We start from the raw sequence: 21583 nt of genomic DNA, 5'->3' as shown, positions 1-21583 counted from the left end.
CTTAATCCAGATCTTTGCCAAGGGGGATGGCACCCACTTCGCTGAAGTTGGCGACGCTTGCGGATTTTTCATAAAAACGGGGAGCGAGGGTGCTCGTCCCGCCGGTACGGTAAAACGGGTCATCGCGCTGAATCGGCAGCGAGACCACGGTGCGGGTAATGGCGGATTTGTAGATCGCGGTAATCAGCTCCAGCGAGCGTTTGCCCTGCAGGCCATCCACTAACGGCGGCGTGCCGTGCTCGATGGCGGAAAGCAGGTCGTTAATCTGCCCGGTGTGCAGCGTCCACTCGAGCTTCGGCGTCTCCTGAAAAACGGCGTTGAGCTGCGCTTCTCGCGTCAGATCGTGAGTCTCCTGCGGGAAGCCGTTATCGGCGCTGACGCTGGCAAAGGCCTGCCACGGCGCAGAGATACGTGCCTTGTCACCCTGAATAATGATTTTCTGGTCTTCCCCGTGGTGCACGACCGAGGCGGTAAGCTGGGTGAGCGCGCCGCTGGGGTATTTGAAGATCGCGGCGCTGAGGTCTTCGACTTCAGCGTTGTTGTGCGCCACGTTGGTCATCATCGCCACCACCTCGGACGGGAAGCCGAGCATCCACTGAATGGCGTCGATGTGGTGAACCGCGTGGTTAAGGGTGCAGCCGCCGCCCTCTTTTTCCCAGGTGCCGCGCCACCACAGGTCGTAGTAGCAGTGTCCGCGCCACCAGAAGGAGTCCACCTGCGCGTGGCAAACCTTGCCCGCAAGCTCCGAATCCAGCGCTGCTTTTAAGCGCCAGAAGGCATCGGTAAAGCGGTTTTGGGCAATGATGGAGAGCGTTTTGCCGCTGGCCTTTTGTGCGGCGATCATCGCGTCGCACTCCTCCAGCGAGGCGGCCATCGGTTTTTCGCACAGCACGTGGCAGCCCGCGTTCAGGGCATCAATGCCGATCTCTGCGTGGACGTAGGGCGGCGTGCAGACGTCGACGACATCGATATCCGGCTCTGACGCCAGCATCTGCTGGTGGCTGTCATACACCCGGGCGTCCGTCAGGCCGTAGCGCGTTTTTTTCTCGTGGGCTTTTTCCGGGTAGATATCCACCAGCGCGACGATCCGGCAGCGCTGACCAAACTGCAAATAGCCCTGAATATGGTTGTGCGAGATATTCCCTGTTCCCACGATAGCGACATTTAACATCGTTTCTTCTCCGGAGTTACCAGGTGCCGGAGGCATCCAGCGTGACGCTGGCTGTCTCTTTAGCCACTGAGGTGCTGATGCGCTGCTGAAGCAGGCGCAAATACTGTTTTTCGTTGAGTGGGAGTTCGACCCAGTCGTCGGTCCAGGTAGAGAGGTGCATGGCATTGGAGAGCGTCAACCCGCGGATCCCTTCCAGACCCGGCGCAATGAGCGGTTCGCCGCGCAGGATGGCGGCACAAAAGTTGGCGGTAATGACGTGGTGTTCGCTGCATTCCGGGGCCACGGGAAGCGTGACCTCCCAGCATTCAGGCTCGCCAAAACCGTTTTGCCAGCGGGCGTTGAAGGCGGTTTCAGATTCCCGCAGCCGCCAGTAGCGCAGCTTGCCCTCTTCAACGACCACCTTGCCGCGATCGCCGACGATTTCCAGCCGGTTGGTTCCCGGCGTTTCCGCCACGGTGGTGATGAACACGCCCGTCGCACCGTTGGCATACTCGGCGTAGGCGGTGACGTCGTCTTCCACTTCGATATCGCGATGCTTGCCGAACTGGCAGAACGCGCGCAGACGGACCGGCATACCGACCAGCCACTGCCAGAGATCGAGCTGGTGCGGGTCCTGGTTGAGCAGCACGCCGCCGCCTTCTCCTTTCCAGGTGGCGCGCCAGCCGCCGGAGTTGTAATAGCTCTGCGAGCGATACCAGTTGGTGATGATCCAGTTGGAGCGGCGGATCTCACCCAGCTCGCCGCTGTCGATCAGATCTTTCACCTTCTGATAGAGCGGGTTCGGGCGCTGGTTGTACATGATGCCGAACACCACATCGCACGCCTGGGCGCAGGCGTTCATCTCCTGTACCTGGGCGGTATACACGCCCGCCGGTTTTTCACACAGGGTGTGGATGCCGTTGCGCATCGCCAGCATCGACAGGCGCGGATGCTCGTAATGCGGCGTAGCGACAATCACCGCGTCGATAAGCCCGCTCTGGAGCATCTCCTGCGCGTCGCTGAACACGGGGAGGGTGCCGACCAGCTGGCGAATGGCCGGATGCTTTTCCGGCGCATTATCACAAACTGCGGCAAGGCAGGCGTCGCTGACCGTACCCGCCAGTAAATAACGCGCGTGGACCGTACCGATATTCCCTATTCCAATAATGCCAAAACGTACCTTCTCCATGTCACACCTTAATTTCAGTTGAAATGAGTGATGACCGGAAAATAGGAAAGGGGAGCCGCAGCGACAATGTGTTTTTGTGAGAATACTCGCAAGGTGATTAAGTAATCTCCAGGCTTTCTGAAATTTAGTTTTAAAATCAACGGACTGTTTCTGCAAATATTTGCAAAAACTGAATGAGAGCGAGGTCACACTATGCCGGGCAAGTTAAAAATGGAGGAAATTGCGGCCCTGACGGGATATTCCGTCAGCACGGTTTCGCGGGTATTAAGCGGCAAGTCTTACACCAGTGATAAAGCCAGGGAGGCGATCGTTCGCACCGCGCGAGAATTAGGCGTGCTGGAGTCCATGGCGAGCGGAAGACTACTAATTAACGGAATCGCTGTTTTTGCGCCGGAAAGAACCTTTCAGGGACGCGGGGATATTTTTTATCTGGAAGTGACGAAAGGAATTGCGGAAGCCTGCGCGCGGCATAATGTGTGGGTCACGTGCTGTGGTTTAGAAGAACAGCACGCCGATGTGAAAGTCTTTATGGAAAAGGCCAGTCATAAGAATATCAACGCGATAATTATTATTGGCACTGATGATTCCACCATATTTAAACTGGCCAGCACGCTGAATAAGCCCTGCGTGTTGATTAATTCCGTCGATCGGGATCGGGTGCTGGATGCCGTGTCGCCCGATCACCGGGCGATTGGCTTCACCGCCATGCAGTACCTTTTCGAGCAGGGTCATCGCCGCGTGTTAACGCTCACCTGCCTGCGTCGGGATACGCTGTACGCGCGTCTGGACGGCATCAAAGAGGCGTATCGCCATTTTCACGTCGCCTTTGACCCGCAGCGCGATTTGCTCGTGACGGAGTGGTTTACCGCTGAAGAGGCCGAGCAGGCGCTGGATGCGTGGTTAGTGAGTCATGACCGATCCCAGTGGCCGGAGGTGATTTTCCCGAACAGTACCCGCATGGTGGAAGGGGTGGTGAGGGTGTTAACGCGCCACGGGCTGCGCATTCCGGAAGACATTTCGCTGATTACGACCGATTTTGCATGGAATTTAGCGCACCGTCTGGAAAAACCGGTCACCGGCGTCACGGTGCCCTGCCGCGAGCTGGGGATTGAGGCCGTTCACCTGCTGCAAACGCGGCTCAACCGACCGCAGGCAGCGGTCTTTAACCTGCTGTTACAGGGCAAAGTGATGGATTACGGTTCAGTCAGCAACGCCACGCGCCACGCGGCTCGCGTGGCGCTGGATGAGTAATCAGGCTAGCTGTGGCGGCAGGCAGACGCCGATGCCCCCGATGCCGCAGTAGCCGTACGGGTTTTTATGCAGGTACTGCTGGTGATCGTCCTCGGCGTAGTAGAACGGTTTCGCCGTCGCGATTTCCGTGGTCACCTCGCGCGTATCGCCCGCTTCACGCATGGCCTGCTGGAAACGCTCCAGGCTGGCGCGCGCGGCGGCATCCTGCTCAGGCGTGAGCGGATAGATAGCCGAACGGTACTGGGTGCCGTGGTCGTTGCCCTGACGCATGCCCTGCGCCGGGTCATGGTTTTCCCAGAAGACCTGCAGAAGCTGTTCGTAGCTGATTACCGCAGGGTCGTAGACCACGCGTACCGCTTCCGCATGCCCGGTTTCGCCGGAACAGACTTCGCGATAGGTAGGATTTGGCGTGTAGCCGCCCGTGTAGCCAGCCGCCGTGCTGTAAACGCCGGGCAACTGCCAGAAGAGGCGCTCAACGCCCCAGAAGCAGCCCATGGCGAACAGGGCGATTTCCATTCCCTCCGGCACGTTGGTCATGGAATGGCCATTGACGGCGTGTAAGGTCGCCACAGGCATAGGGGTGTTGCGTCCCGGTAATGCATCGGTTTGTGAAACCAGATGCTTTTTGTCGAATAAACTCACGATGGGGCCTCCCGGGGTGCGATGTTTCAGTTAAGGTTGTCACGAAGCGTTTAATTGAACACAATAAATGCGCTGAATGAGTCTAGATTTAATCATAAGAAATATTTGGGTGTTACACCCATTTTCAACCCGCGATTCGGGTTTTTGGCCAACAGGCCGTATTTTGCCGCGGAGCGGCACTTCATTTGCTTCCAGGGTGGAAACAGGGATATTCAGGAGAAAACGTGACAAAAATCCGCCAGTTATGTTTAGTCAGTGTGTTGCTGACAAGCGGGATTGCCAGCGCGGCGAATGTCCGTTTGCAGGTTGAGGGGTTATCCGGGGCGCTGGAAAAAAACGTGCGTGCGCAGCTATCGACCATCCAGAGTGATGAGGTGACGCCGGACCGGCGTTTTCGCGCGCGCGTCGATGATGCGATCCGCGAGGGGCTGAAAGCGCTGGGGTATTACGAACCCACCATTGATTTTGATCTTCGCCCGCCGCCAAAGAAGGGGCGCCAGGTCCTCATTGCCCGCGTTTCGCCGGGTGAGCCGGTACTGATTGGCGGCACGAACGTCATCCTGCGCGGCGGAGCCCGTACCGATCGGGACTACCTGGACCTGCTCAGCACGCGGCCAAAAGTCGGTACCGTGCTTAACCACGGTGACTACGACCATTTCAAAAAAGAGCTGACGAGCGTTTCCCTGCGCAAGGGCTACTTCGACAGCCAGTTCAATAAAAGCCAGCTGGGCATTGCGCTGGATCGACGTCAGGCCTTCTGGGATATCGACTACGACAGCGGAGAACGCTACCGCTTTGGCGACGTGACGTTCGAAGGTTCGCAAATTCGTGAAGAGTACCTGCAAAACCTCGTGCCGTTCAAAAAAGGGGATTACTACCAGTCGAGTGACCTCGGAGAGCTGAACCGACGCCTCTCAGCTACCGGCTGGTTTAACTCCGTGGTTGTCGCGCCGGAATTTGATAAGTCTCGCAAAACCAAGGTGTTGCCGCTGCATGGCGTTGTTTCGCCGCGCACCGAGAACACCATTGAGACCGGTGTTGGCTACTCGACGGATGTGGGACCACGCGTGAAAACCTCGTGGAAAAAACCGTGGATGAACTCGTACGGTCACAGCCTGACCACCAGCCTGAGCCTCTCTGCGCCCGAGCAGCAGCTGGACTTCAGCTACAAAATGCCGCTGCTGAAAAATCCGCTTGAGCAATATTACCTTGTGCAGGGCGGTTTTAAGCGCACCGATTTAAACGACACAAAGCAGGACTCTACGACGCTTGCCGTCTCCCGCTTCTGGGATCTCTCCAGCGGCTGGCAGCGCGCCATTAACCTGCGCTGGAGCCTGGACCACTTTACCCAGGCCAACGTCACCAATACCACTATGCTGCTTTATCCGGGCGTGATGATCAGCCGTACCCGCTCGCGTGGGGGCCTGATGCCGACCTGGGGCGACTCACAGCGCTACTCCATCGATTATTCCAACTCCGCCTGGGGCTCCGACGTGGACTTCTCCGTCATGCAGGCGCAAAACGTCTGGATCCGTACGCTGTACGACAAACATCGCTTTGTGATGCGCGGCAATCTCGGCTGGATTGAAACGGGAGATTTCGAGCGCGTTCCGCCGGACCTGCGCTTCTTCGCCGGGGGCGACCGCAGCATTCGCGGGTATAAGTACAAATCGATCTCACCTGAGAACGAAAAGGGCCAGCTGACCGGTGCGTCAAAACTGGCGACGGGCTCGCTGGAGTACCAGTACAACGTCAGCGGAAAGTGGTGGGGCGCGATGTTTGTTGACGGCGGTGAAGCGGTAAACGATATCCGCCGCAGCGACTTTAAAACCGGCGCGGGCGTCGGCGTGCGCTGGCAGTCACCCGTCGGGCCCATCAAGCTCGATTTTGCCGTGCCTGTCGGCGACAAAGATGAACACGGATTACAGTTTTACATCGGTCTGGGGCCTGAATTATGAGTTTATGGAAGAAAATAAGCCTCGGAGTGCTGATCTTTATCGTGCTGCTGCTCGGGACGGTGGCGTTTCTGGTAGGAACGACGACCGGGCTGCATCTGCTGTTTAACGCCGCGAACCGCTGGGTGCCGGGGCTGGAGATTGGTCAGGTGACGGGCGGCTGGCGCGACCTGCGCCTGAAGAACATCCGCTATGAGCAGCCGGGCGTGGCGGTCAACGCCGGGGAGTTCCATCTCGCGGTGAAGCTGGGCTGTCTGCGGGACAGCAAGCTCTGCGTCAACGATCTGTCGCTAAAAGATGTCAACGTGGCGATAGACTCGAAGAAAATGCCGAAGTCTGCGCCGGTTGAAGAAGAAGACAGCGGCCCGCTGAATCTCTCCACGCCATACCCGATCGCGCTTTATCGGGTGGCGCTCGATAACGTCAATATCAAAATCGACGACACCACCGTGTCCGTGATGGATTTCACCTCCGGCCTGCGCTGGCAGGAGAAAAACCTCACCCTGACGCCAACGTCCCTGCAGGGCTTGCTGATCGCGCTGCCGAAAGTGGCCGACGTGGCGCAGGAAGAGATCGTCGAGCCGAAGATCCAGAACCCGCAGCCAGAAGAGAAGCCGCTGGGCGAAACGCTGAAAGACCTCTTCTCGAAGCCAGTGCTGCCGGAAATGACCGACGTACATCTGCCGCTGAACCTTAACATTGAGGAATTCAAAGGCGAACAGCTGCGCCTGACCGGCGATACCGACCTGACGGTCTACACCATGCTGCTGAAGGTCAGCAGCATTGACGGCAACATGAAGCTCGACGCGCTGGATATCGACACCAACCAGGGCTCGGTGAATGCGTCAGGTAATGCCCTGCTGCGCGACAGCTGGCCGGTGGATATCACGCTGAATAGCACCCTGAACATCGACCCGCTGAAAGGCGAGAAAGTGAAGGTCAAGGTGGGCGGGGCGCTGCGCGATAAGCTCGATGTTGGCGTGAATCTCTCCGGCCCGGTGGATATGGCCCTGCGTGCGCAAACCCAGCTGGCGGAAGCCGGGCTGCCGCTCAATCTTGAGGTTGTCAGCAAGCAGCTTGCCTGGCCGTTCACCGGTGAAAAGCAGTTCCAGGCCGATGACCTGAAGCTAAAGCTGAGCGGCAAGATGACCGACTACACGCTCTCTTTCCGCACCGCGGTGAAGGGGCAGGGCGTGCCGCCCGCGAACATCACCCTGGATGCGAAGGGCAACGAACAGCAGGTCAACCTCGACAAGCTGACCGTCGCGGCGCTGGAGGGCAAAACCGAGCTGACCGCGCTGCTCGACTGGCAGCAGGCGATCAGCTGGCGCGGCGAGCTGAAGCTGACGGGCATTAACACCGCCAAAGAGGTGCCGGACTGGCCGTCGAAGCTTGATGGCCTGATTAAAACGCGCGGCAGCCTGTACGGCGGCACGTGGCAGATGGACGTGCCGGAGATCAAGCTCACCGGGAACGTGAAGCAGAACAAGGTAAACGTTGAAGGCTCGGTGAAAGGCAACAGCTATCTGCAGTGGGTTATCCCGGGCCTGCACGTGGCCCTGGGTCGCAACACGGCGGATATCAAAGGCGAGCTGGGGGTGAAAGATCTCAATCTGGATGCCACCATCGACGCGCCGAATCTGGATAACGCCCTGCCGGGGCTTGGCGGTACGGCGAAGGGGCTCGTGAAGGTGCGCGGCACGGTAGACGCGCCGCAGCTGCTGGCGGATATCACCGCCAATAACCTGCGCTGGCAGGAGCTGAGCGTTGCCCGCGTTCGCGTGGAGGGGGATGTGAAATCCACCGACCAGATCGGCGGTAACCTGAACCTGCGCGTGGAGCGTATTTCTCAGCCGGACGTGAACATTAGCCTGGTCACCCTGGACGCTAAAGGCAACGAGAAGCAGCACGACCTGCAGCTACGCGTGCAGGGCGAGCCGGTCTCCGGCCAGCTGCACCTGACCGGCAGCTTCGACCGCAAAGAGGAGCGCTGGAAAGGGACGCTGGATAACACCCGTTTCAACACCCCTGTTGGGCCGCTGGCGCTGTCTCGCTCGATTGCGCTGGACTACCGCAACGCCGAGCAGAAGATCAGCATTGGGCCGCACTGCTGGACCAACCCGAATGCGGAACTGTGCGTGCCGCAGACCATCGATGCGGGCGCGGAAGGGCTCGCGCAGATCAACCTCAACCGCTTCGATCTGGCGATGCTAAAACCGTTTATGCCGGATACCACGCAGGCGAGCGGCGTCTTCAGCGGGAAAGCCGATGTCGCCTGGGACACCACCAAAGAGGGGCTGCCGCAGGGCAGCGTGACGCTCTCCGGGCGTAACGTGAAGGTGACGCAGGAGGTCAACGACGCGCCGCTGCCGGTGGCGTTCGACACCCTGAACCTGAGTGCCGATCTGCATAACAATCGCGCACAGCTGGGGTGGACAATCCGCCTGACCAATAACGGTCAGTTGGATGGTCAGGTCCAGATTACCGACCCGCAGGGACGGCGTAATCTGGGCGGCAACGTTAACATCCGAAACTTCAACCTGGCGATGGTGAACCCGATTTTCGCGCGTGGGGAAAAAGCCGAAGGCATGTTGAACGCTAACCTGCGCCTGGCCGGCAACGCGCAAAGCCCTCAGCTGTTTGGCCAGCTGCGCCTCAGCGGCGTGGATATTGACGGCAACTTCATGCCGTTTGACATGCAGCCCAGCCAGATCGCGATGAACTTCAACGGCATGAGCTCGACGCTGAGCGGCTCGGTATTAACGCAGCAAGGGCAAATCAACCTGAGCGGCGACGCGGACTGGAGCCAGCTCGACAACTGGCGCGCCCGTATTGCCGCGAAGGGCAGTAAGGTGCGCATCACCGTACCGCCGATGGTGCGCCTGGACGTCTCGCCTGATGTGGTCTTTGAAGCCACGCCAAGCCTCTTCACGCTTGACGGTCGAGTCGACGTGCCGTGGGCGCGCATCGTGGTTCACGACGTGCCGGAAAGTGCGGTCGGCGTCTCAAGTGATGAAGTTATGCTCAATGAAAATCTGAAACCTGTCGAACAGAAGAGCGCTGGCATACCGATTAATAGTAACCTTACCGTGCACGTAGGGAATAACGTGCGGTTGAATGCGTTTGGGCTGAAGGCGAGGCTCACGGGCGACCTGAAAGTGGCGCAGGATAAACAAGGGCTTGGCCTGAACGGGCAGATCAACATTCCTGAAGGGCGTTTCCATGCCTATGGTCAGGATCTGATTGTTCGTAAAGGCGAGCTGCTGTTCTCCGGCCCACCGGATCAGCCCCTGTTGAACATTGAAGCGATTCGTAACCCGGAAGCGACGGAAAACGACGTTATTGCTGGCGTTCGCGTCACCGGTTCCGCCGACGAACCGAAGGCGGAGATCTTCTCTGACCCGGCGATGTCCCAGCAGGAAGCCCTCTCTTATCTGCTGCGTGGACAAGGTCTGGACAGTGGACAAAGCGACAGTGCGGCGATGACCTCGATGTTAGTGGGTCTGGGGGTTGCACAAAGTGGGCAGGTTGTGGGTAAAATCGGCGAGACGTTCGGCGTAAGCAATCTGGCGCTGGACACCCAGGGCGTGGGTGACTCCTCGCAGGTGGTGGTCAGCGGCTATGTACTGCCGGGTCTGCAGGTAAAATATGGTGTGGGGATCTTTGACTCACTGGCAACACTCACGCTACGCTATCGCCTGATGCCTAAGCTATATCTGGAAGCAGTGTCCGGCGTAGACCAGGCACTTGATCTGCTCTATCAGTTTGAGTTTTAGCAATGCGAATATTTGTCTACGGCAGTTTAAGAACCAGGCAAGGCAACAGTCACTGGATGACCAATGCCCTGCTGCTGGGGAATTACAATATCGAGAACTACCAGTTGTACAGCCTGGGCCACTATCCAGGCGCGGTTCCGGGCGAAGGAACAGTACAGGGTGAAGTCTATCGTATTGATAACGCGACGCTTGCCGAACTTGATGCCTTGCGCACCAGGGGCGGTGAATACGCGCGCCAGTTGATCCAGACGCCGTACGGAAGTGCGTGGATGTATGTCTACCAGCGTCCGGTCGAAGGGTTAACGCGGATTGTAAGCGGTAACTGGTTAGACAGAGACCAGTACTGAAAAAAGACAACGCCACCGTGAGGTGGCGTTGTTTTTTTGTTCCTTCAACTCTCTTCCGTATCCCGGCGCCGGGTTAAAAACAGAGGAACGAACAGCATGATGTAGGGGGCTATAAGCCATAACAAACACAGGGCGCGTGAACGGCCATAGTAGTTTATGCACCGCGTATTGCTTGAAATGACGGGCAGGAAAAACAGTAAAAACAGCAGAATCGCATAATCGCTTCGATAAGGGATCCATAAGTAAAACAAAAACCAGGCAAGCTGGAATGTCATGATACAGAGATACTGCCATTTGCTGTCTTTGCCGTAACAGTCAAACGCCTTTATGTAGCCCATCTTGATGCTTTGAAGAAAGAAACTTAGCATGTATAACGCTCACGATCTTGATGGTCAGGAGTGTATGTCTTTTTCAAAGGCAACAAAAAGCCCCGACATGCGGGGCTTTCATCAATCAGCAGTAAGAATTACTTCTTAGCAGCGCGTTCGAAAGAGGCGATGATTTCCGCTTTCGCTGCTTCTGCGTTGTCCCAGCCGTCAACTTTAACCCACTTGCCTTTTTCGAGGTCTTTGTAGTGCTCGAAGAAGTGAGTGATCTGCGCTTTCAGTAGCTCTGGCAGGTCGTTCACATCTTTGATGTGATCGTATTCTTTGCTCAGCTTGGTGTGCGGTACCGCAACCAGCTTCGCATCTTCACCGGATTCGTCGGTCATTTTCAGCACGCCAACTGGACGGCAGCGAATGACGGAGCCTGGCTCCAGTGGGTATGGCGTTGGGACCAGCACGTCAACCGGGTCACCGTCCAGAGACAGGGTGTGGTTGATGTAACCGTAGTTGCACGGATAGAACATCGCGGTAGACATGAAACGGTCTACGAACAGGGCGCCGCTCTCTTTGTCCACTTCGTATTTGATCGGATCTGCGTTAGCCGGGATTTCGATAACTACGTAGATGTCTTCTGGCAGTTCTTTACCCGCTGGGACGTTGAGTAAGCTCATGTCGGTGTCCTTTAAAATGGATGGTAAACAAGTGGCAGGTATTATAGCCAACTCGCGCTGAATGTCTCCGCCTGTTTTCGCTTTATCTCCCCGCTTTCTCCACTTTTCAGACCGATTCCATGACAGGAAAATCCATAAACTCAGCCGCATTTTTCATGGCGAAATGAAAGCGATTACAAACTTGTGATTAACGTTTTATTCACTTTTCTGAAGTGTGATGTAACGCAATTCGTTACATATTTCATGGGCTATAGTCATTCCGCAGAACATCTTTTAACCAACAATAACTCACCCTACGAGGACGTTCATATGTGGAAGCGCTTACTCCTGGTCACAGCAGTTTCGGCAGCCATGTCGTCTATGGCGATGGCCGCTCCCTTAACCGTAGGTTTTTCGCAAGTCGGCTCTGAATCTGGCTGGCGAGCGGCTGAAACCAACGTGGCGAAAAGCGAGGCTCAGAAACGCGGCATTACCCTGAAAATCGCCGATGGTCAGCAAAAACAAGAGAATCAGATCAAAGCCGTGCGCTCCTTTATCGCCCAGGGCGTGGATGCCATCTTTATTGCACCCGTCGTGGCGACCGGCTGGGAACCCGTCCTGAAGGAAGCGAAAGACGCTGAGATCCCGGTCTTCCTGCTCGACCGTTCCATCGACGTCAAAGACAAATCCCTCTATATGACCACCGTCACCGCCAACAACGTGCTTGAAGGGCAATTGATTGGCGACTGGCTGGTGAAGCAGGTCGACGGCAAGCCGTGTAACGTCGCTGAGCTGCAGGGTACCGTCGGGGCGAGCGTGGCCATCGACCGTAAAAAAGGCTTTGCTGAAGCCATCGCGAAAGCGCCAAACATTAAGATTATCCGCTCTCAGTCCGGCGACTTTACCCGTAGTAAAGGTAAAGAGGTTATGGAGAGCTTCATTAAGGCTGAAAACAACGGCAAGAACATCTGCATGGTTTACGCCCACAACGATGACATGGTGATCGGTGCGATTCAGGCAATTAAAGAAGCGGGCCTGAAGCCTGGCAAAGATATCCTCACCGGCTCTATCGACGGCGTGCCGGACATCTACAAAGCGATGATCGACGGCGAAGCCAACGCCAGCGTGGAGCTGACGCCAAACATGGCGGGTCCGGCATTCGACGCGCTGGAGAAATTCAAGAAAGACGGCACGATGCCGGAGAAAGTGACGGTCACCAAGTCCACCCTCTACCTGCCTGATACGGCGAAAGAGGAGTTAGAGAAGAAGAAAAATATGGGCTATTAAGACCCGCGCCCCTCACCCCAGCCCTCTCCCCGGAGGGGAGAGGGAGAAAGGCAGGGCGGAGCTGGATATTAACAATTGGCACGATCAATCCCCTCTCCCCTCCGGGGAGAGGGTCAGGGTGAGGGGGAAACCATGACCACTGAACAACACCAGGAAATCCTCCGCACAGAGGGCTTGAGTAAATTCTTCCCCGGCGTAAAAGCGCTGGATAGCGTTGATTTCAGCCTGCGGCGCGGGGAGATCATGGCGCTGCTGGGCGAGAACGGCGCGGGAAAATCGACGCTGATTAAATCCCTGACCGGTGTTTATCACGCTGACCGCGGCACCATCTGGCTGGAAGGCAACGCCATTTCACCCAAAAACACCGCCCATGCCCAGCAGCTGGGGATCGGGACGGTCTATCAGGAAGTGAACCTGCTGCCGAATATGTCGGTGGCGGATAACCTGTTTATTGGCCGCGAACCACGCCGTTTTGGCCTGCTGCGCCGTAAAGAGATGGAGGCGCGGGCGACAACGCTGATGGAATCGTACGGCTTCTCCCTCGACGTCCGCGAGCCGCTGAACCGCTTTTCCGTGGCGATGCAGCAGATCGTCGCCATTTGTCGCGCGATCGATCTCTCCGCAAAGGTGCTGATCCTCGACGAACCCACCGCCAGCCTCGATACCCAGGAGGTGGAGATGCTCTTTACCCTGATGCGCCAGCTGCGCGATCAGGGCGTCAGCCTGATCTTCGTCACCCACTTCCTCGATCAGGTGTATGAGGTGAGCGATCGCATTACGGTGCTGCGCAACGGCAGCTTTGTCGGCTGCCGCGAAACCCGCGAGCTGCCGCAGATCGAGCTGGTAAAAATGATGCTGGGCCGCGAGCTGGAGACCAACGCCCTTCAGCGCGCGGGGCGCACGCTGCTGAGTGAGAAACCGGTCGCCGCGTTCAGCGATTACGGCAAAAAAGGGGTGATCTCGCCGTTTAACCTTGAGGTGCGGCCAGGCGAAATTGTCGGCCTGGCGGGCCTGCTGGGCTCCGGCCGGACCGAAACCGCCGAGGTGATCTTCGGGATCAAGCCTGCCGACAGCGGCAGCGCGCTGATCAAGGGCATACCGCAGACCCTGCGATCGCCGCATCAGGCATCGTGTCTGGGCGTCGGCTTCTGCCCGGAGGACCGGAAAACGGACGGCATTATTGCCGCGGCCTCGGTGCGGGAAAATATCATTCTGGCGCTACAGGCGCAGCGCGGCTGGCTACGGCCGATCCCTAAGCGCGAGCAAAACGCCATTGCCGAGCGCTTTATCCGCCAGCTCGGCATCCGCACCCCGAGCGCGGAACAGCCCATTGAATTTCTCTCCGGCGGTAACCAGCAGAAAGTGCTGCTCTCCCGCTGGCTGCTGACCAAACCCCAGTTCCTGATCTTGGACGAACCGACCCGCGGCATTGACGTGGGGGCGCACGCTGAAATTATCCGGCTTATCGAAACCCTGTGCGCGGACGGTCTGGCGCTGCTGGTCATTTCCTCCGAGCTGGAAGAGCTGGTGGGCTATGCCGATCGCGTCATCATCATGCGCGATCGCAAGCAGGTGGCAGAGATCCCGCTGGATAAGCTGTCCGTTCCGGCGATCATGAATGCCATCGCGGCATAAGGAGTGAATCGTGATGCCCCGTTCGCTTTCGCAAACCGGTGAGTCAAAGCGCCGCTTCAGCTGGCCAACCGGCACGCCGCAAATCGCGGCGCTGCTGGTGGTTCTGCTGGTGGATAGCCTGGTCGCGCCGCATTTCTTCCAGATCATCGTGCAGGATGGCCGCCTGTTTGGCAGCCCGATAGACATTTTAAACCGTGCCGCGCCCGTGGCGCTGCTGGCCATCGGGATGACGCTGGTGATTGCCACCGGCGGGATTGACCTCTCCGTCGGCGCGGTGATGGCTATCGCCGGGGCTACGGCCGCCTCCATGACCGTGGCCGGACATAGCCTGCCGGTGATCCTGCTGGCAGCCTTGGGCACCGGCGTGCTGGCAGGATTATGGAACGGTATTCTGGTGGCGGTACTGAAAATCCAGCCCTTCGTCGCCACGCTGATTTTAATGGTGGCCGGGCGCGGCGTCGCGCAGCTGATAACCTCCGGCCAGATTGTCACCTTCAACTCCCCGAGCCTGGCGTGGCTCGGTAGCGGCAACCTTCTGTTCTTCCCGACGCCGGTGATTATTGCCCTGGTCACGCTCGTTGTCTTCTGGCTCTTCACCCGCAAAACGGCGCTGGGCATGTTCATTGAGGCCGTCGGGATCAACATCCGCGCCGCGCGCAACGCCGGCGTCAACACCCGGCTGATGGTAATGCTGACCTACGTGCTGAGCGGCGTCTGCGCCGCCATTGCCGGGGTCATCGTCGCGGCGGATATTCGCGGGGCCGATGCCAACAACGCGGGACTCTGGCTGGAGCTGGACGCGATCCTCGCGGTGGTGATCGGCGGCGGGTCGCTAATGGGCGGGCGCTTTAACCTGCTGCTCTCGGTGATCGGCGCCCTGATCATTCAGGGCATGAACACCGGGATCCTGCTGTCGGGATTCCAGCCGGAGCTTAACCAGGTGGTGAAGGCGGTGGTCGTGCTCTGCGTGCTGATCGTCCAGTCGCCGCGCTTTGTCAGCATCATTAAGGGGATCCGTGGCCATGATAAAACGTAATTTACCGTTAATGATCACGCTGGGCGTATTTGTGCTGGGGTACCTCTACTGTCTGACGCAGTTCCCCGGTTTTGCCTCGACGCGCGTGATCTGCAATATCCTGACCGATAACGCCTTTTTAGGCATCATCGCCGTCGGGATGACCTTTGTGATCCTCTCCGGCGGGATCGATCTCTCCGTTGGGTCGGTGATCGCGTTTACGGGCGTGTTCCTCGCGAAGGCAATCGGCTTCTGGGGCATCTCTCCGCTGGTGGCGTTTCCGCTGGTGCTGGCGATGGGCTGTGCGTTTGGCGCCTTTATGGGGCTGCTGATCGACGCGCTGAAAATCCCGGCGTTTATCATTACCCTCGCGGGAATGTTCTTCCTGCGCGGTGTGAGCTATCTGGTGTCGGAAGAGTCGATTCCAATTAACCACCCCATCTACGACACGCTCTCCAGCCTGGCGTGGAAAATTCCCGGCGGCGGCCGCCTGAGCGCGATGGGGCTGCTGATGCTGGGCGTGGTAGTGATTGGCATCTTCCTCGCCCATCGTACCCGTTTTGGCAATCAGGTTTACGCCATTGGCGGTAACGCCACGTCGGCCAACCTGATGGGCATTTCAACCCGCAGCACGACTATTCGCATCTATATGCTCTCGACCGGCCTGGCGACGCTGGCGGGTATCGTCTTCTCGGTGTATACCCAGGCGGGCTATGCCCTTGCAGGCGTGGGCGTCGAGCTGGATGCGATTGCTTCCGTGGTCATTGGCGGCACGCTGCTCAGCGGCGGGGTGGGCACGGTGCTGGGGACGCTGTTCGGCGTGGCGATTCAGGGGCTGATACAAACCTATATCAACTTTGACGGCACGCTCAGCTCCTGGTGGACGAAGATCGCCATCGGCATTCTGCTGTTTATTTTTATTGCCCTGCAGCGCGGCCTGACGGTGCTCTGGGAGAACCGTCAAAGCTCGCCTGTTACCCGCGTGAACACATCGGTAACAGAGCGATAACATGCTGAAAGTCTAAACATTTTCCGGTAGCGGCCGATACTCTTTTTTTATGCCCAGAAATATCTCGCTACCGGAAATAATATCATGCTGAAAACGCTATCGATTCGTACCGGCTTGCTCTCTTTACTGGCCGTTATGACCCTTCTGCTGCTGATTGTCAGCGGCATTGGCATTTATGCCCTCACACAGAGTTCTTCTTCGCTGCAGCGCATTAATCATCTTCAGGGTGAGCAGATGGTGCAGCTTAATTCAGGCTATACGCTGATCCTGCGCGCGCGCAATGAAGCGGGTCAGGCCGTCCGCATGATGGAAATCGGCATGCTGGACGATGCGGCCAGCGCGGTAAAAAACATTAATCAGGAAGTCGCCCTGGCCCAGAAAACGCTGAAGGGCGTGATCGACGGCGGCGTGGCTGACGAGCAGGGGCAGCAGCTGCTCGATAAAGTGGCAGCCAGCCTGGCGGCGTATAATCAGCAGGGGATCAACCCGATGCTGAAAACCCTCAATGACCAGAGCGCGGACGGGTATTACGACCTGCTGGAGAAGACGCTGATCCCGCTGGCGTCAGCGTTTGATAACGACATGCAGGCGTTTCAGAAATGGAGCGAAGCGCGAGGTCAGGCGGAAGTGAGTGCCGTGCAGGCGAGCAAAACCCGCGTCCTGATCCTGATTATCGTGGCGGCGCTGCTGACGGCGGGCATTATCGTGCTGGCCTGGCTGGCGCTGCGCCATATGCTGCTCAAGCCGCTCTCGGCGTCGATTGCTCAGCTGGAGAACGTGGCGGCGGGCGATTTAACCCATACGCTGGCCGCGCCCGCGAGCCAGGAGTTTAACCGCCTTAACGCGGTCATTGAGGAGATGCGTCAGTCGCTGATGAACTCGGTTCTGCGGGTACGCGATGCCAGCGCGCAGATTGACACCGGCAGCCGCGAGCTGACGCTGGGGAACCGGGATCTTGCCGAGCGTACGGAATCCACCGCCACGTCGCTGGAGCAGACGGCGGCCAGTATGGAACAGATCACCGCCACGGTGAAACTCAACGCCGATAACGCCGAGCAGGCACACCAGCTGGCAAAATCGGTGTCCGACACGGCCGATCACGGCAGCGAGATGGTCTGCTACGTGATTGAAAAAATGCGCGATATCTCCGGCAGCTCGGCGCGCATCGCCGACATCCTGAGCGTGATCGACGGCATTGCCTTCCAGACCAATATCCTGGCGCTTAACGCCTCCGTGGAAGCGGCGCGCGCGGGCGAGCAGGGGCGCGGGTTTGCCGTCGTCGCAGGCGAGGTGCGAAACCTTGCCAGCCGCAGCGCCGACGCGGCGAAAGAGATCCGAACGCTAATCAGTGATTCGCAGACCCACGTTAACGAGGGGAGCGAGCTGGCCCAGCAGGCTGGCGAAACGATGGATGAGATCGCCACCGAAGTGCTGCGCATGACCAAACTGATGCGAGAGATTGCGACCGCGTCTCAGGAGCAGAGCCGGGGAATTGAGCAGGTGAATATTGCGGTGAACCAGATGGACGAAACCGCGCAGCAGAATGCGGCGCTGGTGCAGCAATCCTCCGCCGCGACCCGCTCCCTTGAGGAGCAGTCGCGTCAGCTGATGGAAGCCATGTCATCATTCAAAGTGACGACTCAGAACGCGGCATAATATTACCCAGCCCCGGTACGTTCTGTGCCGGGGTTTTATTCCTTCCGGAATTAAGCGCCCCGATATTATCGTGAATTTCGCCCATTAATATTTCCAGCGAGCTGGTTAAGGCTAACGCTTTTTCAGTCGGTTCAAGGTATAAACCTTTACGGAAAAATAACGGCTCATCAAAGAGTTGATTAAAGCGCTTTAATGCCAGACTCACCGCAGGACGGGACATCTCCAGACGCAAAGAGGCCTTTGCCATGCTGCCGCAGCGGACGATTTCAATAAATACAGGGATAAGATTTAAATCAATACCGGTATTAGCACGGGAATAATTTTTCATTGCGATTCTGCTCCACGAAATATCTGTCAAACTGTTATGGAAATAATGCAGGAGCAGTGGTGAATATTAAAGCATGTTTTTTATAAACACTTATACGGTAAAATATATAAATGACAAGGGGAGCCGGACAGGCTCCCCTGAAGAGAGGGATTACGCGTCCGGGTACTCACGGATAAAACGTTCAACGTCTTCAACCATGTGGTTGTTGCCGACGAAGAATGAACGGCGCTGGTGAAGGCTTTCCGGCACGATGTCCAGAATACGCTCTTTACCGTCGCTCGCCTTGCCGCCCGCCTGTTCAGCAAGGAACGCCATCGGGTTGCATTCGTACAGCAGACGCAGTTTCCCGTCCGGGTGGCTGGCGGTGCTTGGGTAGAGGTAGATACCGCCTTTCAGCAGGTTACGATGGAAATCCGCGACCAGAGAGCCAATATAGCGGGACGTGTACGGGCGCTGGGTCGCTTTATCTTCTTCCTGGCAGAATTTAATGTACTTCTTCACGCCGTTCGGGAATCGGATGTAGTTGCCTTCGTTGATGGAGTAGGTGTTGCCCTTCTGCGGGAAGCGCATGCGTTCCTGGCTCAGACAGAAAACGCCCAGTGACGGATCGTACGTAAAGGCGTGAACCCCGCACCCGGTGGTATACACCAGCATGGTGGAGGAGCCATAAACGACGTAACCGGCAGCAACCTGATTAATGCCCGGCTGCAGGAAATCTTCTTCGGTCACCGGCGTGCCAACAGGCGTGACGCGGCGGTAGATGGAGAAAATGGTACCGACAGAAACGTTAACGTCGATGTTTGAGGAGCCGTCGAGCGGATCCATCAGAACAACGTATTTAGCGTGTTCACACCCTTCGAAAACAACAATTTCATCTTCTTCTTCAGAGGCGATACCCGCAACGATGTCGCGCGCGCGCAGTGCAGCTTTCAATTTTTCATTTGCGAACAGATCGAGCTTCTGTTGAACCTCGCCCTGAACGTTCTCGGCACCGCTGGCACCCAGGATATCGACCAGACCGGCCTTGTTGATATCACGGTGGATGATCTTAGCGCCCAGCTTTATTGCCGACAGCAAAGCAGTGAGTTCACCGGTAGCATGAGAGAACTCGTGCTGCTTTTCGACAATAAATTCACCTAACGTTTTCATAACACTTTCCCTGCATCTTTGTGAGTAGAGCGATTGTATGTTCACTAAAACGACTAAAGCCCAACAATCTTAACAAACATTCAAATATTAGCGCAGAGGTGAATCGCGCCAGCAACATACGGATTTACCTGAAATGCGTTTCACACCCGCTAACATGTGAGTAAAATGTGCGCCACATTGAAGAAGGATAGTGACGTATGCGCATTCATATATTGGGGATTTGTGGCACTTTCATGGGCGGACTGGCAATGCTGGCGCGCTCGCTGGGCCATGAAGTGACAGGTTCGGACGCCAATGTGTATCCGCCGATGAGCACACTTCTGGAGAAACAGGGCATCGCTTTAATTCAGGGCTACGATGCCAGCCAGCTGGATCCCGAGCCGGACCTGGTGATCATTGGCAACGCCATGACCCGCGGCAATCCGTGCGTCGAGGCGGTACTGGAACGCAATATTCCGTTCATGTCCGGCCCGCAGTGGCTGCATGACTTCGTCCTGCGCGACCGCTGGGTGGTTGCCGTTGCCGGTACCCACGGCAAAACCACGACCGCGGGCATGGCTACCTGGATCCTCGAAGCCTGCGGCTACAAACCGGGCTTCGTGATCGGCGGCGTACCGGGTAATTTCGACGTCTCTGCACGTCTGGGGGACAGCCCGTTCTTTGTGATCGAAGCCGACGAATACGACTGCGCGTTCTTCGACAAGCGTTCTAAGTTCGTGCATTACTGCCCGCGCACGCTGATCCTCAACAACCTTGAGTTCGACCACGCGGATATCTTTGACGACCTGAAAGCGATCCAGAAACAGTTCCACCACCTGGTGCGTATTGTTCCGGGCCAGGGCCGCATCATCCTGCCGGAGAACGACATCAACCTGAAACAGACGATGGCGATGGGCTGCTGGAGCGAGCAGGAGCTGGTGGGCGAGCAGGGCCACTGGCAGGCGAAGAAACTCAACGCCGATGCCTCCGAGTGGGAAGTGCTGCTCGACGGTGAAAAAGTGGGTGAGGTGAAGTGGGGCCTGGTGGGCGAACACAACATGCACAACGGCCTGATGGCGATTGCTGCGGCGCGTCACGTGGGCGTGCTGCCTGCGGATGCAGCCAATGCGCTGGGCTCGTTTATCAATGCCCGCCGCCGTCTGGAGCTGCGCGGTGAAGCCCACGGCGTTACCGTGTATGACGATTTCGCGCACCACCCAACGGCCATTCTGGCCACGCTTGCTGCCCTGCGTGGCAAGGTCGGCGGTACCGCGCGCATTCTGGCGGTGCTGGAACCGCGCTCGAACACCATGAAGATGGGCATCTGTAAAGACGATCTCGCGCCGTCATTAGGACGTGCCGATGAAGTCTTCCTGCTGCAGCCGCAGCATATTCCGTGGCAGGTGGCGGAAGTGGCCGATGCCTGCATTCAGCCTGCACACTGGAGCGCAGATGTGGATGCGCTCGCGGATATGGTGGTGAAAGCCGCTCAGCCTGGCGACCACATTCTGGTGATGAGCAATGGCGGTTTTGGTGGGATCCATCAGAAGCTGCTGGACGGTCTTACGAAGAAAGCGGAAGCGGCCGCCGACGCGTAAAAAAAAGCCCGGTGGCGCTTGCGCTTACCGGGCCTACGTTCTTTTCTCCCTCGCCCCTCTAGGGAGAGGGCGTGGTGAGGGGGATTACTCTTCGTTCTCAGACAGCTCGCGCAGATACTGGAAAATCAGGCGCGCAGATTTCGGCGGCTTATTCCCTTCTTTCTCTTTCTTCGCGTTGCGGATCAAGGAACGCAGCTGCTGGCGGTCGGCATCCGGCCACAGGTTCAGCACTTCCGGTACGGCATCATCACCCTGTTCAATCAGGCGATCGCGGATCTGCTCCAGCTTGTGGAACAGCGCAACCTGCTGGTTGTGGCGGTTTTTCAGCTTGTCCAGCGCCTGGCGGATCGGATCGACGTCGCGCTGACGCAGCATTTTCCCGATAAGCTGAAGCTGGCGACGACGGCCTTCTTTTTTGATTTTCTGTGCCAGTTCAATGGCATCACGCAGATCCTGGTCGAGCGGGATCTTGTCCAGCGCGTTTTTACCCAGTTCTACCATTTCCGCGCCAAGCTGTTTTAACTCTTCGGCGTCACGTTTAATTTCACTTTTACTGACCCAGATGATCTCATCATCTTCGTCTTCGATGTCATCACCGGGAACGTCGTCGAGCCAGTCTTCGGGCTGCTTAGTCATGTCAG

General features: G+C 57.5%; 17 protein-coding genes. 10 read left to right on the top strand and 7 right to left on the bottom strand.

Features of this window, described 5'->3' with window-relative positions; translation table 11 throughout:
- Window position 1: 1 nt before the first annotated feature.
- Together AC0TNG_RS15070 and AC0TNG_RS15065 are read right to left on the bottom strand one after the other, a co-directional pair.
- Complete coding sequence (locus AC0TNG_RS15070) at window positions 2-1171, bottom strand: Gfo/Idh/MocA family protein (protein WP_473712566.1); 1170 nt, start codon at window positions 1169-1171, stop codon at window positions 2-4.
- Between the two features lie 16 nt (window positions 1172-1187).
- A complete protein-coding gene (locus AC0TNG_RS15065; RefSeq protein ID WP_473712567.1) occupies window positions 1188-2339 on the bottom strand; it encodes a Gfo/Idh/MocA family protein in 1152 nt (383 codons plus the stop codon).
- Between the two features lie 192 nt (window positions 2340-2531).
- Between AC0TNG_RS15065 and AC0TNG_RS15060 the strand changes: the two genes are divergently transcribed.
- Window positions 2532-3590 carry a LacI family DNA-binding transcriptional regulator gene (locus AC0TNG_RS15060; RefSeq protein WP_024907292.1) on the top strand — a complete coding sequence of 353 codons (1059 nt, stop codon included), beginning with the start codon at window positions 2532-2534 and terminating at the stop codon, window positions 3588-3590.
- On the opposite strand, the gene msrA is transcribed toward AC0TNG_RS15060, so the two are convergent.
- Complete coding sequence (msrA, locus tag AC0TNG_RS15055; protein ID WP_048989437.1) at window positions 3591-4232, bottom strand: peptide-methionine (S)-S-oxide reductase MsrA; 642 nt, start codon at window positions 4230-4232, stop codon at window positions 3591-3593. It abuts the gene before it with no gap.
- Between the two features lie 224 nt (window positions 4233-4456).
- On the opposite strand from msrA, the gene tamA reads away from it, so the two are divergent.
- Genes tamA through AC0TNG_RS15040 form a run of 3 tightly spaced genes read left to right on the top strand, consistent with a single transcriptional unit; the run spans window position 4457 to window position 10310 of the window.
- Window positions 4457-6190, top strand: a complete 1734-nt coding sequence (gene tamA / locus AC0TNG_RS15050; RefSeq protein ID WP_417927935.1) for an autotransporter assembly complex protein TamA — start codon at window positions 4457-4459, stop codon at window positions 6188-6190.
- Window positions 6187-9963, top strand: a complete 3777-nt coding sequence (gene tamB / locus AC0TNG_RS15045) for an autotransporter assembly complex protein TamB (RefSeq protein WP_473712568.1) — start codon at window positions 6187-6189, stop codon at window positions 9961-9963. The genes tamA and tamB overlap by 4 nt, the downstream gene beginning before the upstream one ends.
- Window positions 9964-9965: 2 nt before the next feature.
- Window positions 9966-10310, top strand: coding sequence for a gamma-glutamylcyclotransferase family protein (locus tag AC0TNG_RS15040; protein ID WP_024907288.1), 345 nt, complete (start codon window positions 9966-9968; stop codon window positions 10308-10310).
- A gap of 466 nt (window positions 10311-10776) precedes the next feature.
- Here AC0TNG_RS15040 and ppa read toward each other — a convergent pair whose 3' ends face one another.
- A complete protein-coding gene (gene ppa, locus AC0TNG_RS15035; protein ID WP_010427397.1) occupies window positions 10777-11307 on the bottom strand; it encodes an inorganic diphosphatase in 531 nt (176 codons plus the stop codon).
- A gap of 309 nt (window positions 11308-11616) precedes the next feature.
- Between ppa and ytfQ the strand changes: the two genes are divergently transcribed.
- From ytfQ to AC0TNG_RS15010, 5 genes are all read left to right on the top strand, one after another.
- Complete coding sequence (gene ytfQ / locus AC0TNG_RS15030) at window positions 11617-12573, top strand: galactofuranose ABC transporter substrate-binding protein YtfQ (protein WP_473712569.1); 957 nt, start codon at window positions 11617-11619, stop codon at window positions 12571-12573.
- A gap of 132 nt (window positions 12574-12705) precedes the next feature.
- Window positions 12706-14208, top strand: coding sequence for a galactofuranose ABC transporter, ATP-binding protein YtfR (gene ytfR, locus AC0TNG_RS15025; protein WP_473712570.1), 1503 nt, complete (start codon window positions 12706-12708; stop codon window positions 14206-14208).
- 10 nt (window positions 14209-14218) lie between these two features.
- Entirely contained in the window at window positions 14219-15244 is a 1026-nt protein-coding gene (gene ytfT, locus AC0TNG_RS15020) for a galactofuranose ABC transporter, ATP-binding protein YtfT (RefSeq protein WP_024907286.1), read from the top strand.
- Window positions 15231-16232: a galactofuranose ABC transporter, permease protein YjfF gene (yjfF, locus tag AC0TNG_RS15015; RefSeq protein WP_023334296.1), complete on the top strand. Its 1002-nt coding sequence runs from the start codon at window positions 15231-15233 to the stop codon at window positions 16230-16232. The genes ytfT and yjfF overlap by 14 nt, the downstream gene beginning before the upstream one ends.
- A gap of 84 nt (window positions 16233-16316) precedes the next feature.
- A complete protein-coding gene (locus tag AC0TNG_RS15010; protein WP_473712571.1) occupies window positions 16317-17888 on the top strand; it encodes a methyl-accepting chemotaxis protein in 1572 nt (523 codons plus the stop codon).
- Here the strand turns inward: AC0TNG_RS15010 and AC0TNG_RS15005 are convergent.
- A complete protein-coding gene (locus AC0TNG_RS15005; protein WP_024907284.1) occupies window positions 17860-18216 on the bottom strand; it encodes a helix-turn-helix domain-containing protein in 357 nt (118 codons plus the stop codon). The two genes, AC0TNG_RS15010 and AC0TNG_RS15005, sit on opposite strands and share 29 nt — an antisense overlap.
- 150 nt (window positions 18217-18366) lie before the next feature.
- Complete coding sequence (fbp, locus tag AC0TNG_RS15000; protein ID WP_024907283.1) at window positions 18367-19365, bottom strand: class 1 fructose-bisphosphatase; 999 nt, start codon at window positions 19363-19365, stop codon at window positions 18367-18369.
- A 197-nt stretch (window positions 19366-19562) separates the two neighbouring features.
- Between fbp and mpl the strand changes: the two genes are divergently transcribed.
- Window positions 19563-20942 carry a UDP-N-acetylmuramate:L-alanyl-gamma-D-glutamyl-meso-diaminopimelate ligase gene (mpl, locus tag AC0TNG_RS14995; RefSeq protein ID WP_024907282.1) on the top strand — a complete coding sequence of 460 codons (1380 nt, stop codon included), beginning with the start codon at window positions 19563-19565 and terminating at the stop codon, window positions 20940-20942.
- Window positions 20943-21026: 84 nt separating this feature from the next.
- On the opposite strand, the gene yjgA is transcribed toward mpl, so the two are convergent.
- Window positions 21027-21578 carry a ribosome biogenesis factor YjgA gene (yjgA, locus tag AC0TNG_RS14990; protein ID WP_008501414.1) on the bottom strand — a complete coding sequence of 184 codons (552 nt, stop codon included), beginning with the start codon at window positions 21576-21578 and terminating at the stop codon, window positions 21027-21029.
- Window positions 21579-21583 lie beyond the last annotated feature (5 nt).

It is taken from the genome of Enterobacter sp. PL_is514, from assembly GCF_055816715.1.
The sequence above is the reverse complement of the archived record's forward strand: the minus strand, read 5'-3'. Positions and strand labels throughout refer to the sequence as shown.

Excerpts from the sequence above, each read along its gene's own strand:
- AC0TNG_RS15070 (WP_473712566.1), bottom strand. The coding sequence starts at position 1,171 with ATGTTAAATGTCGCTATCGTGGGAACAGGGAATATCTCGCACAACCAT.
- AC0TNG_RS15065 (WP_473712567.1), bottom strand. The coding sequence starts at position 2,339 with ATGGAGAAGGTACGTTTTGGCATTATTGGAATAGGGAATATCGGTACG.
- AC0TNG_RS15060 (WP_024907292.1), top strand. The coding sequence starts at position 2,532 with ATGCCGGGCAAGTTAAAAATGGAGGAAATTGCGGCCCTGACGGGATAT.
- tamB (WP_473712568.1), top strand. The coding sequence starts at position 6,187 with ATGAGTTTATGGAAGAAAATAAGCCTCGGAGTGCTGATCTTTATCGTG.
- AC0TNG_RS15040 (WP_024907288.1), top strand. The coding sequence starts at position 9,966 with ATGCGAATATTTGTCTACGGCAGTTTAAGAACCAGGCAAGGCAACAGT.
- ppa (WP_010427397.1), bottom strand. The coding sequence starts at position 11,307 with ATGAGCTTACTCAACGTCCCAGCGGGTAAAGAACTGCCAGAAGACATC.
- ytfQ (WP_473712569.1), top strand. The coding sequence starts at position 11,617 with ATGTGGAAGCGCTTACTCCTGGTCACAGCAGTTTCGGCAGCCATGTCG.
- ytfR (WP_473712570.1), top strand. The coding sequence starts at position 12,706 with ATGACCACTGAACAACACCAGGAAATCCTCCGCACAGAGGGCTTGAGT.
- yjfF (WP_023334296.1), top strand. The coding sequence starts at position 15,231 with ATGATAAAACGTAATTTACCGTTAATGATCACGCTGGGCGTATTTGTG.
- AC0TNG_RS15010 (WP_473712571.1), top strand. The coding sequence starts at position 16,317 with ATGCTGAAAACGCTATCGATTCGTACCGGCTTGCTCTCTTTACTGGCC.
- AC0TNG_RS15005 (WP_024907284.1), bottom strand. The coding sequence starts at position 18,216 with ATGAAAAATTATTCCCGTGCTAATACCGGTATTGATTTAAATCTTATC.
- fbp (WP_024907283.1), bottom strand. The coding sequence starts at position 19,365 with ATGAAAACGTTAGGTGAATTTATTGTCGAAAAGCAGCACGAGTTCTCT.
- mpl (WP_024907282.1), top strand. The coding sequence starts at position 19,563 with ATGCGCATTCATATATTGGGGATTTGTGGCACTTTCATGGGCGGACTG.
- yjgA (WP_008501414.1), bottom strand. The coding sequence starts at position 21,578 with ATGACTAAGCAGCCCGAAGACTGGCTCGACGACGTTCCCGGTGATGAC.